Origin of the sequence: Streptomyces sp. NPDC052721, assembly GCF_040678315.1 — a bacterium.
GTDB lineage: Bacteria > Actinomycetota > Actinomycetes > Streptomycetales > Streptomycetaceae > Streptomyces.
The window spans coordinates 42,564-56,912 of the sequence record NZ_JBFATL010000010.1 but is presented as its reverse complement, the minus strand read 5'-3'; the positions used below and the strand labels follow the sequence as shown (position 1 = coordinate 56,912).

Below are 14,349 nucleotides of genomic sequence, written 5' to 3'. Positions count from 1 at the left end.
TACACCATCGAGGCGTTCTACCGTCTCCCCGCCGACTGGGACCCCGACCACAACGCCTGGTCCGGCATCGTCAGCCGTACGGGCACGGGCCGGCCCGGCCGGGAAGACCGCCGACGATCCCGACGAGCCGCTGGCCACGCTCGTGCTGTCCGACGACCGCGAGCCGCAGTGGGCGATGCGACCGTTCAACCACCACCCTGTACGTCGAGGGCTGCCCGGTCGTCCGCAATCCGAAGGCCGCCGAGATCGGCATCACCTCGGTCGGGCTGTCCTGGCTGCTCGGCGGTGTTCACCCCGAGCCGCAGGATGTAGGGGCGGATCTCGTAGGGCGGGGTGATCATCGCGACCCGGCCTGGGTCGAGGACGACTCTGGGATGGGGCTTCGGTGCGTCGCCGGGCGTGGAGGCGTCCGTCCCTGCCGACCCTTTCCACACCCGGTAAGCCGTGCAGGGAGCAGGTGGCGGAGCCGGAGTCGGTGAGCCTGGACGGGGATGTCCGAGTACGGACCCTTGCCGTACGCGTCGCCCTTCGCGAAAGGCATGTGCGCGGTTCCGCCCATGGGAGCGTTCCTCGCGGTGCTCCGGGGTCCCGCGGACGCCGTGGCGGAACGGGAGGCCGTGGCCGTGCCGGACGCCGTGGCCGATCCGGGCGCGCTCCTCGTGGCAGCGGTCTGGGTGCCGGAGGGGGCCGTCGGCGAGGTGCCGCTGCCCGTCGAACCGCTGCCCCGAGCCCTGGGTGCCCGGCGAGGACGCCGAGGCGGGCGGAGCGGAGCTACCTCCGTTGTGCTTGCCGATGTCGTCTCCGTTGCAGGCGGTGAGCGCGCGACGTCCGCCGCGAGCACCGCGGCGGCGGGCCGAAACCCCGCGGAACTGCTGGACACGCATGAGCTTCCCCCTGGTCTGGACGCGTGACCCGGCGCGCGGGCCCTGCATGCCAGCTAGACGGAGGATCGCCGGCGAGGTGCGCCCCAGGCCCCGGGCAGAGCCTGCCTGCTCAGACGTAGAACCGTGACAGGCTCTGCAGGACGGCCGCGGGCTTTCCGCCGCCGTCGATCTCTATCGTGCCGTCGACGGCGATCTGCACCCCGCCCGGCACGTCCTCCACAGAGGCGAGTTTCGCGACCAGCCGGATACGGGAGCCGACCTTCACCGGTGCCGGGAAACGCACCTTGTTCAGACCGTAGTTGACCTTCGTCGACACGCCCTCGACCTCCAGCAGCTCGGTGAAGAGCGGGATGAAGAGGGACAGGGTCAGATAGCCGTGCGCGATGGGCGCGCCGAACGGGCCCTCCTCGGCCTTCTCCGGGTCGACGTGGATCCACTGGTGGTCGCCCGTCGCGTCGGCGAAGGTGTTGATCCGCTCCTGGGTGACCTCGGTCCACTCGCTGGTGCCGAGGTCGCTGCCGGCGAGCTTCTTGAGTTCGTCGAGGCCGTTGACGGTGATGCTCATCTTCGTCCTTGTCTAGGAGGTGGTGCCGTACCGGGAGCGGACACGGGATTTCAGGAGCTTTCCGGAGGCGGTGCGCGGGAGGGCGTCCGCGATCACCACCGACTTGGGGATCTTGTACTTGGCCAGCCGACCGGAGAGTGAGGCGATCACCTCGTCCGGGTCGAGCGTGGCGCCCTCGCGGGGGACGACGACCGCGCGCGGCACCTCGCCCCACTTCTCGTCGGGCGCGCCGATGACGGCGCACTCGACGATGTCGGGGTGTGCGAGGAGCTGGTCCTCGATCTCGGCGGGGTAGATGTTCTCGCCGCCCGAGATAATCATGTCCTTGATGCGGTCGACGATGTAGACGTACCCGTCCTCGTCCACGCGGGCCGCGTCCCCGCTGCGGAACCAGCCGTCGGCGAAGACGGCCGCGGTCTCCTCCGGCAGCCCCCAGTAGCCGGACATGACGTGCGGGCCGCGCACCAGGACCTCGCCCGTCTCGCCGACGTCGACCGGTGCGAGGTCGGGCCGCACCACCCGTACGTCGCTGAAGAAGTGCGGCACACCGGCCGAACCCGCCTTTCCGACCGCGTGCTCGGCGTCCAGGAAGAGCGTGCCGGGCGCGGCCTCCGTCATGCCGTAGCCCTGGAGGAAGGTGAGCCCGCGCTCCTGGTACTTGGCGATCAGCGGGGTCGGAACCGGTGAGCCGCCGCAGGTGAGGATGCGCAGGCTGGACAGGTCGGCCCCGTCCCAGCGCGCGTGCCGGGCCACCTGGTCGAACATGGTCGGCACCCCGAACATGAAGGTGATGCGGTGGCGTTCGATCAGGTCGAAGGTGGCGTCCGGGTCGAAGGCCTCGACCAGGACGCAGGTGCCGCCCTTGAGCAGGACCGGCAGGGTGAGCATGTTCAGCCCGGCCGTGTGGAACAACGGGGCGGAGACCAGGGCGCGTTCGTCGGCGATCAGGTCGTGGTCGACGAGGACGTTGAACGCGTTCCACACCAGGTTGCCGTGCGTGAGCATGGCGCCCTTGGGCCGGCCCGTGGTCCCCGAGGTGTACATGATCATGCAGGTGTCGTCGAGGGGGACGGGCTGGTCGATCGGTTCGTCGCTCGCGGCGGCGAGCAACTCCTCGTACTCGGCGCCCACTTCGACGTACGCGCGGACATCGGTGCTGCCCGGCAGCCCGGTGACGAGGGCGGCCAGCGAGGGCGCGTGGACGAGGGCCTTGGCGCCCGAGTCGGCGAGCTGGTAGGCGATCTCGGGGCCGGCGAGGCGGATGTTGAGCGGGACGAAGACCGCGCCGAGGGTGCCCGCGGCGAACAGCGTCTCCAGGTAGGCGGGGTGGTTGGGGCCGAGGTAGGCGATCCGGTCGCCGCGGCGGACTCCCCGGGCGCGCAGGGCGTGCGCGAGGCGGGTGGTGCGTTCGTTCAGCTCGGCGTAGGTGACGCTCCGGTCGCCGTGGATCAGGGCGGTGCGGTGCGGGGTCTTGCGGGCCCGGCGTGCGGGCCACGACCCCAGTCCCTCGTTGCGCATCTCACGGCCCCTTCACGCTTGCGTCAGCCCGAGCAGGCGGGCGGCGTTCTCCTTGAGGATCTTCGACCGGACCTCGTCCTTGACCGACAGCTTCTCGAAGTCGGCGAGCCAGCGGTCGGGCGTGAGGACGGGGAAGTCGGAGCCGAAGAGCACCTTGTCCTTGAGCAAGGTGTTGGCGTACTGCACGAGCTGCGGCGGGAAGTACTTCGGCGACCAGCCGGACAGGTCGATGTGCACGCCGGGTTTGTGCGTGGCGACCGCGAGGGCCTCGTCCTGCCAGGGGAACGACGGGTGCGCCAGGATGATCTTCAAGTGGGGGAAGTCGGCGGCTACGTCGTCCACGTGCAGCGGGTTGGAGTACTTCAGCCGGATGCCGCCCCCGCCGGGAACGCCGGCGCCGATGCCGGTCTGGCCCGTGTGGAACAGGGCGATGGCGCCGGTCTCCTCGATGACCTCGTACAGGTCGTACGCCACCGAGCGGTCGTTGGGGAAGAAGCCCTGGATACTGGGGTGGAACTTGAAGCCCTTGACCCCGTACTCCTCGACCAGACGGCGGGCCTGCCTGACGCCGGCCTTGCCGCGGAAGGGGTCGATGGAGGCGAAGGGGATCAGCACGTCCGGGTTGGCGGCGGCTGCCCCGGCGACCTCCTCGTTGGGGACGGGCTCGGTGCCGGTCGCGGACTCGGCGTCGACCGTGAAGATGACGGCGGCCATCTTCCGCTCACGGTAATAGGCGGCGGTCTCCTCCAGGGTCGGCTTCCGCTTGCCCTCCACCCTGAAGTAGGCGGAGGAGGCTGCGTGCAGGTCGTCGTCCAGCGAGAGGTGGCCCGTGGAGGACACCTCGCAGTGCGTGTGGACGTCGATCGCGACGAGTCCGTCGAGGTCCATCACGCCTCCGGGAACTTCGGCGCGGGGATGCCGACGGTCTGCGGTCGGGCGCCGACGGAGGTGGCCCAGACGTCGGCGAGGGTGTCCGGGGACCAGCCGCCGTCGGTGTACGCCGCCGTGATCTCCTGCGGATGCGACCAGAGTGCCACCTTGTCGCCGCCGATGCCGATGGCTTGGCCGGTCACACCGCGTGCGGCCTCGGAGGCGAGGAAGGGTACGAGAGCGGCGCAGTCCTCGGGGGTGCCGAAACCCTCGCCTTTGCGGAGGAATTCGGGCAGCGGCTCGCCGTTCTTCATGGCCTCGATGTAGGGGGCGAAGGCCGGGATGGTCTCCGTCATGGCGGTGGCGGCGACCGGCACGATCGCGTTGACGGTGATGTGCGCGCGGGCCAGCTCCATCGACCAGGTGCGGGCCATGGCGGCGATGCCGGCCTTGGCGGCGGCGTAGTTGGTCTGTCCGAAGTTGCCGCGCTGTCCGGCCGGGGAGCCGACCAGGATCATCGTGCCGCCCTCGCCCTGCTCACGCATGCGGACGGCGGCGGCGCGGGCGCAGGTGAAGGTGCCGCGCAGATGAGTGGTGATCACCGCGTCGAAGTCGTCGTCGGTCATCTTCCACAGCACCTTGTCGCGCAGGATGCCGGCGTTGGTGACCAGGACGTCGAGCCGGCCGAACTCCTCGACCGCACGGCCCACCAGACGGTCGGCGGCCTCGCTCGTGCCGACCGCGACGACCTCGGCCACGGCCTTGCCGCCCGCCTTGGCGATGGACTTCACGGCCTGCTCTGCGACGGCCTCGTCGACGTCGTTCACGACCACGGAGGCGCCGTGGGCGGCAAGGGCGTGGGCGTAGGCCAGGCCGAGGCCACGGCCGCTTCCGGTGACGACGGCCACCTTGCCGGTGAGATCGATGCTGGGCACGAGCGGGTCCCTTCCACAGGGGTCGGCCACCGGGCGCGCTGCAGCAGGGGCGCCTGCGGCTCCGGCGGCGTGCGGCTTCGAGATCGAAGCTATGGACAATCATTGTTATCGTCAATAGTTGTTGCCGACCGGTCCGTGCGGCATGCTGTGGGGAGCACGTAGTACGTCCCGCCTCCGTCCGGAGGCCCGGCCCAGGGAGCCCGCCATCACCGGCCAGCACGCCCCAGAACACGCCGTGGGCTCTGCCCCGATCGACGCCCGGGAGCCGTGGATGCGCGGGCTGCACGCGGACACCGGCTATCTGCTGTACCGGCTCGGGCTGCGCTCGGGCCAGCTGTTCAACGCCTTCCTCCAGGAGTCCGGCCTGCGGCTGCGCCACTATGCGCTGCTGCGTTTCCTCGCCACCTCCGAGGGCGCCCTGCAGCGGGAGTTGAGCACCTCCCTCGGCTACGACCCGAGCGCGATCGTCGGCCTGGTCGACGACCTGGAGAGACTGGGGTTCGCCGAGCGCCGCCCTTCCCCGGACGACCGGCGCAGCCGTATCGTCGTGCTCACCGAGGCCGGCCGCGTCTTCCTGCGCGACACCGACGAGGCGGGTTCGCGGGTCACGGGCGAACTGCTCCGGCCGCTCGACGCCGAGGAGCGGGACGTCCTGCACACGCTACTGCTGAGGGTCGCCGAGAGCGGGCTCGGGTGACGCCGTCCCGATGACCGCCGACGCGCTGCCCCCGCAGACGGTGCGCTCCGCACCGGACCGGCTGCTCGCCGTGCTCGCGGCCTTCGACCACGCGCATCCGGCGCTCTGTCTGACCGACATCAGCCGCCGGGCCGGGCTCCCCCTCACCACCACGCACCGGCTGGTGGGGGCGCTGACCGAGTGGGGCGCCCTGGAGCGGGACGCGGAGGGTGTCTACCACGTGGGCCTCAGGCTCTGGGAGGTCGCGGCGCTCGCCCCGCGCGGGCTCGCGCTGCGGCAGGTGGCGCTGCCGTACCTGGAGGACCTGTACGAGGCGACGCACGAGAACGTGCAGCTGGCGGTGCGCGACGGCAGGGAGGTCGTGTACATCGAGTGGCTCTCGGGGCGCTCCGCCGTCGGCGTCCATATCCGGGTCGGCGCCCGCTGGCCGCTGCACGCCACCGGGGTCGGGCTCGCGCTGCTGGCCAACAGCGGGCAACCGTTCCAAGAGGCCTACTGCGAGGGGCCGCTGGCCGCGTTCACTCCGTACACCATCGCGGATCCTGCGCGACTGCGCCGCGAACTGGCCGAAGTGCGGCGGTCCGGCGTGGCGGTGAGCAGCCGGCAGATCACCGAAGACGCCCTGTCGGTGGCGGCCCCCATACCCGGCCGCGACGGCGGAGTGATCGCGGCCGTGTCGATCGTGGTCCCGCACGCGACGGCCCAGGTACCCGCGCTGATCCCGGCGGTACGGCTCGCGGCGCGGGGAATATCACGGGCGCTGGGGTGGCAGCCGGAGGCACGCTGAGCCGAGGTCGCACGGTTCGGGCCTTGGGGCAGGAACCCGAAGTGTCGGAGCCCGGCGGCAGCCGGCGGCGGCAGGAGCGGGCGCTCTGCGACGGTCGGCGGGCGGTCGAAGGCCCGGCAGAGCCCTCTGCACCAGACGTCCGGGTCGGGCGGGAGCGTCAGTGCGCCGTAAGTCGTCGCACCCACGGCTGCGTTGCCTCGCAGGAGCCGTCGCGCGCAGGTCAACTGCACGGGGAGCTTCAGGCGTTCCAGGGGCAGACGGAGCAGGAGCAGACGGCGAACCGGTCCCCGACCCGGGCGACCAAGTGACGGCGCCGGACGTGATGGCGTCCCGGCCCAGGGCTGGGCTGTGTACGTCGGCAGAATGTGCTGACGCGCCGCCGTCCCGGCCTCTTCCGGACGGCAGGTTCCGCATCCTGGAGGACTTCAACGGTGACGACGAGACACGCCGGTCCTCGACACCCGAACCGACAGGAGGTTTAGGTGGGCGGCAGCGTTTCCGGCCGGTATCGGCGGTCCCCGGACATCCAGGCACCGCCGTGGCTCCAGACGACCACAGCGGGACGAACGGTGCCGGCGGGCACGTGGAGGTTCGTCTGCGGAGGTCGGCACCCGGCGGGAGTCGCATGGCTCAGGCCCGTGCACCGGAGGGAACCGTCGTGTTCTCGGCATCCCGCTCTCCTGGTGGTGCACGCGTCGGGAAGGCGACCGTGCACCAGAGGGAAAAGCCTGCGCGGCGCGTCGTCAGGCCGCGCCGCGCAGGCGGTCAGGATGTCAGCTCGACTACGCGCGACCGCTCCGGCGAGGGGCGCAGGACGCCGGCCGCCGCGGCAGCCGTCGCGCAGAACAGGGCGAGGAGCAGGAAGGCGTGGTTGAGAGCCATGAGATGGGTCATCCAGCCGATGACAGCGGGGCCCGCGAGCATGCCGATGTAGCCGAGTCCGGCGACCCGGGACACGTTGGTGCCCGCAGCCGCGGGGTCGGCGTGTCCCGCGGCGCTGAACAGTTGCGGGATACAGCCGGACAGACCCAGGCCGAACAGCGCCCAGCCGGTCAGTGCCGCCCAGACCCATGGCGAGAGGGCCACGATCGTGATGCCGACGCCGGCCAGGGCTGAGCCGTACCGCAGGACGGCGGCCGGCCCGAACCGCGCGGACATCCGGTCCGCCAGGAGCCTGCCGATGGTCATCGTCGCCGCATACGTCCCATAAGCGAAGGCGGCGGTGCTCTCCTGCGCGCCCAGAACGGTCTTGAGATGCAGGACGCTCCAGTCGTTGGCGGCTCCCTCACACAGCATGATCAGCAGAGCCAGAACGGCCAGGAGCCAGATCCGGGTGGGAACGGAGCGGTTCCTCACCTCGGGCTCCCCCTGCGTATCAGTCACGGGGGCGGCCGGCTCCGCGGGCAGTAGACCACCAGCCGCTACCAGGGCGGTGATGACGCCGACGCCTGCGGCGGCGCCCAGCGTCGTGGCCGCGTCCCATCCGATGTCGATGGCCACGGCGCCGGCGAGCGCGGCCAGGACGCCGCCGACGGAGAACGTGGCATGGAAAGCCGACATGACGGGCCGCTCGTACGCCTTCTCCACCTGCACGGCGTGCGCGTTCATGCTCACGTCGAGGGTGCCGTTCCCGAAACCGAAGACCAGCAGGGCCGCTCCGAGGGCCCAGGGCTCCTGGGCGAGACCCGGCAGCACCAGGGTCACGCTGCACAGCACTCCGGCCGCCGGAACGACGGTGCGCGTACCGAGCCGGTCGGACAGACGCCCGCCGACCTGCATGCCGGCGAACGCCCCGGCCCCCAGCAACACGAGGAACCCGCCCAGGGCCGCGTGACTGATGCCCACGCGTTCCTCGACGGCCGGGATCTGTACCACCCACATGCCCAGCAACACGCCATTGAGGACGAAATAGACAAACGTCACGACGCGAGAGACGCGCAGCGCTCTTTTCATGCGGCCACCATAACGAACACGATGACTGTTTGGAACACGCCCTTTCGAACGTCTTACATGTTCGCAGACGGTGGTGTTGAATCACGGTATGAGCACCGTGGAGCGTCATCGACTGATCACCCAGGCCGTCCAGGAGGCAGGAACGGCCACGGTCGCCGAACTGGCCGGCCTGACGGGTGCCTCGGAAATGACCGTCCGTCGCGATCTGGACCACCTGGCCGCGCAAGGCGTCCTCGAACGGTTCCGCGGCGGGGCTCGCACCCTCCTCCTGCGAGGGGACGAACCGCCCTTCGCGCTGCGCACCCATGAAGCCGTCGACGCCAAACGTCGGATCGCGGCAGAGGTGGCCTCGCTCATCACCGACGGTGAGACCGTCCTGCTGGACAGCGGCACGACCTGTCTGGAAGTCGCGCGCCTGCTGCGCGGGCGGCAGATCACCGTGATGCCCCTGTCACTGCAGGCGATCGACGTCCTCAGCGGCGCCCCCGAACCGACCGCACTCCTCGTCCCCGGGGGCCGGCCCCGCGCCGGCGAAGGAGCCCTCACCGGGCCCCTTACCCTCGCCTCCCTGTCGGCGTTGCGCTTCGACACCGCCGTCCTGGGCTGCTGCGGCCTGACCGCCGGCGACGGCATGACCGCCTACGACCTCGACGAAGCGGCGGTGAAGAAGGCGGTCATCACATCCGCACGTCGCATCATCGCCGCCGCCGACGGCAGCAAACTCGGCCGCATCACACACGCCTACGTCGGGCCCTCCACCTTGGTCGACATCCTCGTCACCGACACCACCGCGCCCGCCGACGAGACCACCGCACTCGAGAACAGCGGCACCACTCTCAAGATCGTCTGAATCCGGCCCCCGCATCCCGGCCCCAAGACAGACACGCGCATTGCGCCCGGCCGTGGTAGCCGCTGGTTCCGCGGTGGAGGAGGGCATGTCCGCGGCCTGCGGCCTCATCCCACGGCCTGGACGAACCAACCGGGCGGTCAGGAGCGGACGTTCACCCGGACCGCCTCTTCGATGGGTGTCGATCCCGTGTTGAGTTCGAGGATCTGCCTGCCGATCCGGGGCTCGTGAAGCAGTTCAGCGAGCGTGGCGGCCACGTCCTCGCGAGCGATCTGGCCATGGAGCTCCGCCGGTCCGAGGGATACGGTGCCGATTCCCGGGTCGTCGACAAGCAGGGACGGACGGAGGATCAGCCAGTTCAGGTCGCTGCGGCTGACGGCGACATCCGCACCCTTCTTGACGGCGAAGTAGTACTCGACCTCGTCGCCGAGATCGCGTTCCCGCCATGATTCCGGAAGCACCGACACCAGCACGAAGCGCTCCACACCGGCGAGGCGTGCCGCATTGAGCGCCTTGACGACCCCGTCGCCGTCGATGGCTTTCGTGACCTCCCTGCTGCCGCCATTCGAGCCGGCGCTGAAGACGATCACGTCAACGTCACCGAATGCTGCCGCCAGTTCTTCCACGGTCATGCCGGCAAGGTCGCCGACGGTTGCCTGCACCCCTTGTGCGGCGAGGGCGGCCTGCTGGTCGTCCCGGCGAACGAGCCCGTGCACGGTGTCTCCCCGAGAGCGCAGCTTCCGCGCCAGCACATCACCGATGCCGCCGGTGATGCCGATGATGAAGACGTCCACCTCGGATGCTCCGTTTCTCTCGATGCGACTCTTCGGCTCCCTCACGAGACCGATCCCAGGGCCATCAACGGCGCCTGTCCGCACGGGGATTCCGACCACGCACCGGCCGTCGGCCCCGTGCGCTCGATGACACATCATCTGCCGAACACAGCTACCCCCCTTCGCCTGCGGTCGGCCGCCGAGCGCGAGGGCTGCCATCGTGTCGTGACTGCCGCCCAGCGCACCGAGCACAGTTCGCAGGAGCGGAGCGACCTTCGCCCCGGTCTCGTCCGGAGCGTCCGCGGAGTCCAGGGCCGGGGAGGCGGCACGCAGGTCGTGGACCTCGCGCAGAAGGGCCAGGCAGCCCCTGCGGCACCAGGCCGGGTCCACCGTGGTGGTGGCACCGGCCACCCGCAGGCGGGCAAACACCAGGCGCAGGCACGCCTTCCCCGAACTGGGCCAGGTGATCGAGTCAACGCCCTGTCATACGATCATCCGTCCACGAGTCAGACGCGGTCTGGTCCGGTCGACGATGTCGGGCCGGGCAGCGGTCGGCCCGAACGGCCGTATCCGGACGCGTCCCGCAATCTCCCCGCACGGGCGAACAGAGCGGCGTAGGCTGGGTGTTGCCGTCCCGGTGGTTCTCCCCCGTACCACCGGGACGCTGCATTTCAGCGCTGTCCCGGATCTGGCGGTCTCCCAGGCGGCCCCCGCCGGGCTGACGGCCGTCCGGGCGGGCCGTGGCCTCGCGGCGGCCCGGACGGTCGTCGTGCGGCGCGTACCGCCGGGCGTCACTGCGCACGGGAGGCCGCGCCGCGCAGGAAGACGGCGCTGGTGAGCGTGCCCAGGAGCACGATGGCGGCGTTCACCGCGATCGCCACCTTCAGGCCGCCGAGGACGGCAGAGGCGCCGGTGCCGGTGCCGGTCATCGCGGCGGTGGCGATGGCGCTCATGATCGGCGTGCCCATGGTGATGCCGATCTGCTGCGTCATCGTGGCGAGCCCGGTGGCCAGGCCCTGTTCGTGGTCGGCCAGCCCGGAGGTGGCGGTGACCATGAAGCCGACGATGACGAGCATGTTCCCGACGCCGCCGGCGAAGGTGGCGGCCAGCAGCAGCCACATCCACCCGCGGTCGTCGCCGAGGCCGAGCAGGGCGGCCGTGAACACCGTCTGCAGCAGCCCGCCGACGATCAGCGTGCTCTTGCTGCCGATCTTCCCGATGACTTTCGGGGCGATGGATCCGCCGACGACCGTGCCGATGCCCAGCACGCCGAAGGACAGACCCGCGGCCAGCGCCGAGAAGCCCAGGACCTCCTGGAGGTAGAGGGTGAGCAGGAAGACCAGGGAGGTCTCGGTGAGGAAGGCGATCAGACCGGCGAGGTTGCCCCAGGCCACCGACCGCTTGCCGAGCACGCCGAGTGGCACCAGGGGCGCCGCCACGTTGCGCTCGACGGCGTAGAAGACCAGGAGCAGCAGGACACCGGTGGCCAGGGGCAGCAGCGCCGAGGACGAGCCCCAGCCGTGTTCGCCGGCCTGCGTGAGGCCGAAGACGATGGCGAGCAGACCGAGCGTGACGCTGACGGAACCGGGCACGTCCAGCTTCGGGCGCTCGTCGGGACGGGACTCCTTGATGACGGTCGGTGCGACGAGGACAACGGCGAGGGCGACGGGCACGTTGATGAAGAACGCCCATCGCCACGACAGCAGGTCGGTCAGCAGGCCGCCGAGGATGGCGCCGGTGGTGAACCCGGCGGACATCAGCGCGCCGTTCAGGCCGAGGGCCTTCTCACGCAGCGGCCCCTCGGGGAACGACGTGGTCAGCAGGGACAGGCCGGCCGGGGTCACCGCCGCGGTGGCCAGGCCCTGGAAGACCCGTGCCGCGAGCAGCACCTCGGGGCTCTGCGCCAGGCCGCCCGCCAGCGAGGCCACACCCAGCACCGCGAGGCCGCCGAGGAAGAGCCGCCGGCGCCCGAACAGGTCGGCGACACGTCCGAACAGCAGGGTGAAGCCGGCCGCGCACAGGGCGAACGCGGTCCCGATCCACTGGAGGTGCGCCAGGGAGAAGCCGAGGCCCTCGCCGATCACCGGCAGGGCGACGTTCAGGATGGAGAAGTCCACGGCCAGCATGAACTGGGCCGCGAGCAGCAGCACCAGCACCAGCCGCAGCCGGGGGGTGAGGACGGCCGGGGCCGTACCGGCGCCCGCACCGGGGGCACCCGCAGTACCGGTCGTACCGGTGGTTTCCGCATCGGTGATGGACATGAGGTCGATGTCCCTTTCTCTCAAGCGCGGGCGTCTTGCGCGCCGCTCGGGAAAGAGACTCGTCCGCGTCGGCGAGGTCAGCCAGAACCCTGTCCTGCACAGCCGGCGCAAGGGTGGTCACGTCATGACCACCCTTACCGCTCCCGACTGCCGTGACCTGCGGGCATCATGGACGAAGAGCCGCTCACCACCGCGAGCAGCGTTGCCCGGCGGCCGTGCGGCCGGGCACGTACGACACGGGAGGCATCGATGGACGCGCCGTCCGAGCTGGGAGACTTCCTCAAGTCCCGCCGTGCCGCACTCCGGCCCGAGGACGTCGGCATCACGCCGCATCCGACCCGCCGCCGCGTCACCGGGCTGCGCAGGGAGGAGCTGGCCATGCTCGCCGGCGTCAGCATCACCCACTACACCCGCCTCGAACAGGGCCGTTTCACGAGCGCGTCGGACGCCGTGCTGGACGCGATCGCCCGCACCCTGCGGCTCACCGAGGACGAGACCGCGCACCTGAAGGACCTGGCCCGCCCCTCCGGCGTGTCCCGCCCGGCACCGCTGCGGGTGGAACACGCCAGCGCCTCCGCACGCCAGCTGCTGGCCGCGATGACGGACGTGCCGGCGCTCGTCCTGGACCGCCGCAACGATGTCCTCGCCTGGAACGTGCTGGGCCACGCCCTGCTCGCCGGACACCTGCCGTCCGACAGCCCCGACGCCCCGGGCAACCGCCCCAACCTGACGCGCATGCTCTTCCTGGACGAGCAGTACCGCGAGCTGTACACCGACTGGAACGAGGAGGCGCAGCTCGCCGTCGCCTCCCTGCGCCAGGTGGCCGGCCGCCACCCCGACGACCGCGGGTTGGCCGAGCTCGTCGGCCAGCTCACCGTCCAGTGCGACGAGTTCGCCTCCCGCTGGGCAAGGCACCCGGTGCGCACCTGCACCTCGGGCGTGAAGCGGCTGCACCATCCGCTCGTCGGCGCGATGGACCTCAGCTTCGAGAACCTCGTCATCCCCGGTACGTCCGGACAGCGGCTGATCGCATACACCGCCGAGCCCGGCTCGCCCTCCGAGGCGGCGCTGCGCCTGCTGGGCAGCGTGGCCGCCTCCGAGGGCTCGATCGACGAGGACGTCTCCGCGACCGCGCGGCGCTGACGGCGCGCGCCTGCGCGGCCAGATCCTCGCCGTCGTCGGAGCGAACGGCTCGGGGAAGTCCACGCTCAGCCGGCTGCTCACCGGGATCTACCTGCCCACCAGGGCAGAGCCACCTGGAACGGCACCGACCTCGCCGAGGTCAGCTCCGCGACCGTCTGGCGCTGCACCGGTCTGATGCCGCAGATCTTCGCCCAGTGGCCGCTGCGGGTCCGCGAGAACGTCACCCTCGGCCGGCCCCGCACCCACGACGACGTCCCGGTGGGTCTTCGGCGGCTCGGAGCTGTCCGGCGGCCAGTGGCAGCGCGTCGCCTGTTCCACGGGCCTTGTACCGGCCGCCCGAGCTGCTGATCCTGGACGAGCCCACCTCCCAGACGGACCCGCGCGGCGCGCGCCGGATCTGCGAGAAGATCAAAGCGATCGCCGCCGATCGCCGACCACATCATCGTGAGGGAGCACGGCCGGATCACCGAACAGCGCCGGTACGACGACCTCGTCCACGCCGGCAGAACCTTCGCCGAACTCCTGGAGCCTTCCCAGGACCACTGATGACCTCATGGTGACGGTGGCCCGCCGCACCAGCGGCGCCATGGTTCGAGCCCGGCATCTGGGAGGCAGTGTGGGCATGGCGCGGCCACAGGCAGGTGCTGGCGGATGGGGTACAGAAAATCTGCCACGGTGACAGTAGACATTGCCCTTCCGAAGGGTTACTGTTTCTGTCGTACCCAGAAGTCGAAGTGGGCACGGCAGAGACGCACTGCCGTGCAAGCAGGTCAAGCAGGACGCGACCCGAAAGGTCGTGAGCAGTACCCGCGGTATCCAGCAGTACAACCGAGTAACCGAAGGTAAGGAGCAGAACGCCATCAGGATCGCCCGGGCGAGGAAGCAGTCCGCCCGGGTACCGCAGGCCCCGGATTGGAAGGTGGTCCCCGGTCACGCATCCGCGATCCCCGCAGCCCCGCCCTCCCAGGCGGAACCTGCGGACAAAGAAGGCCGGCGCAGTCGGCCGGTAGATGGTGTTGAAAGCTCGGGGCCCGGGTGGCGGATGGCGCCCCCGCCCCCCCCCCCGAGCCCCCCCACGAGGGGCGGTTTGCCCCACGCAGTAGCGCGGCCCAGGAA

The 14,349-nt window shown here is 70.8% G+C and carries 12 protein-coding genes and 2 pseudogenes; 7 read left to right on the top strand and 7 right to left on the bottom strand.

Going from position 1 to position 14,349, the window contains the following annotated elements; genetic code table 11:
• Both AB0L21_RS12485 and AB0L21_RS12480 read left to right on the top strand, forming a co-directional pair.
• A pseudogene (locus tag AB0L21_RS12485) lies at nt 1-287 on the top strand (Tat pathway signal sequence domain protein); the annotation flags it as partial.
• 204 nt (nt 288-491) lie between these two features.
• A complete protein-coding gene (locus AB0L21_RS12480) occupies nt 492-911 on the top strand; it encodes a hypothetical protein (protein WP_365783782.1) in 420 nt (139 codons plus the stop codon).
• Between the two features lie 82 nt (nt 912-993).
• Here AB0L21_RS12480 and AB0L21_RS12475 read toward each other — a convergent pair whose 3' ends face one another.
• The 4 genes from AB0L21_RS12475 to AB0L21_RS12460 are packed head-to-tail and all read right to left on the bottom strand — an operon-like array spanning nt 994 to nt 4,772.
• Nucleotides 994-1,449: a MaoC family dehydratase gene (locus tag AB0L21_RS12475; protein ID WP_365783780.1), complete on the bottom strand. Its 456-nt coding sequence runs from the start codon at nt 1,447-1,449 to the stop codon at nt 994-996.
• 12 nt (nt 1,450-1,461) lie between these two features.
• Nucleotides 1,462-2,967, bottom strand: coding sequence for an o-succinylbenzoate--CoA ligase (gene menE, locus AB0L21_RS12470; RefSeq protein WP_365783778.1), 1,506 nt, complete (start codon nt 2,965-2,967; stop codon nt 1,462-1,464).
• Between the two features lie 12 nt (nt 2,968-2,979).
• A complete protein-coding gene (locus AB0L21_RS12465; RefSeq protein WP_365783777.1) occupies nt 2,980-3,855 on the bottom strand; it encodes an amidohydrolase family protein in 876 nt (291 codons plus the stop codon).
• Nucleotides 3,855-4,772 carry an SDR family oxidoreductase gene (locus AB0L21_RS12460; protein ID WP_365783775.1) on the bottom strand — a complete coding sequence of 306 codons (918 nt, stop codon included), beginning with the start codon at nt 4,770-4,772 and terminating at the stop codon, nt 3,855-3,857. Before AB0L21_RS12460 ends, AB0L21_RS12465 begins: the two co-directional genes overlap by 1 nt.
• 235 nt (nt 4,773-5,007) lie before the next feature.
• On the opposite strand from AB0L21_RS12460, the gene AB0L21_RS12455 reads away from it, so the two are divergent.
• Both AB0L21_RS12455 and AB0L21_RS12450 read left to right on the top strand, forming a co-directional pair.
• Nucleotides 5,008-5,469 carry a MarR family transcriptional regulator gene (locus AB0L21_RS12455; protein ID WP_365707435.1) on the top strand — a complete coding sequence of 154 codons (462 nt, stop codon included), beginning with the start codon at nt 5,008-5,010 and terminating at the stop codon, nt 5,467-5,469.
• Nucleotides 5,470-5,479: 10 nt separating this feature from the next.
• Nucleotides 5,480-6,256 carry an IclR family transcriptional regulator gene (locus AB0L21_RS12450; RefSeq protein WP_365783773.1) on the top strand — a complete coding sequence of 259 codons (777 nt, stop codon included), beginning with the start codon at nt 5,480-5,482 and terminating at the stop codon, nt 6,254-6,256.
• A 765-nt stretch (nt 6,257-7,021) separates the two neighbouring features.
• Here the strand turns inward: AB0L21_RS12450 and AB0L21_RS12445 are convergent.
• Entirely contained in the window at nt 7,022-8,209 is a 1,188-nt protein-coding gene (locus AB0L21_RS12445; protein ID WP_365783771.1) for an MFS transporter, read from the bottom strand.
• A gap of 88 nt (nt 8,210-8,297) precedes the next feature.
• On the opposite strand from AB0L21_RS12445, the gene AB0L21_RS12440 reads away from it, so the two are divergent.
• The gene (locus AB0L21_RS12440; RefSeq protein WP_365707429.1) at nt 8,298-9,059 is read left to right on the top strand and encodes a DeoR/GlpR family DNA-binding transcription regulator; all 762 of its coding nucleotides are present in this window, start codon (nt 8,298-8,300) and stop codon (nt 9,057-9,059) included.
• A gap of 137 nt (nt 9,060-9,196) precedes the next feature.
• Here AB0L21_RS12440 and AB0L21_RS12435 read toward each other — a convergent pair whose 3' ends face one another.
• Both AB0L21_RS12435 and AB0L21_RS12430 read right to left on the bottom strand, forming a co-directional pair.
• Complete coding sequence (locus AB0L21_RS12435; protein ID WP_365783768.1) at nt 9,197-9,850, bottom strand: NAD(P)H-binding protein; 654 nt, start codon at nt 9,848-9,850, stop codon at nt 9,197-9,199.
• A gap of 770 nt (nt 9,851-10,620) precedes the next feature.
• Nucleotides 10,621-12,090, bottom strand: a complete 1,470-nt coding sequence (locus AB0L21_RS12430; protein ID WP_365783766.1) for an MFS transporter — start codon at nt 12,088-12,090, stop codon at nt 10,621-10,623.
• Between the two features lie 249 nt (nt 12,091-12,339).
• Between AB0L21_RS12430 and AB0L21_RS12425 the strand changes: the two genes are divergently transcribed.
• The gene (locus AB0L21_RS12425; protein WP_365783764.1) at nt 12,340-13,233 is read left to right on the top strand and encodes a helix-turn-helix transcriptional regulator; all 894 of its coding nucleotides are present in this window, start codon (nt 12,340-12,342) and stop codon (nt 13,231-13,233) included.
• Between the two features lie 13 nt (nt 13,234-13,246).
• Nucleotides 13,247-13,779: pseudogene (locus AB0L21_RS12420) on the top strand (ABC transporter ATP-binding protein); the annotation flags it as partial.
• Nucleotides 13,780-14,349 lie beyond the last annotated feature (570 nt).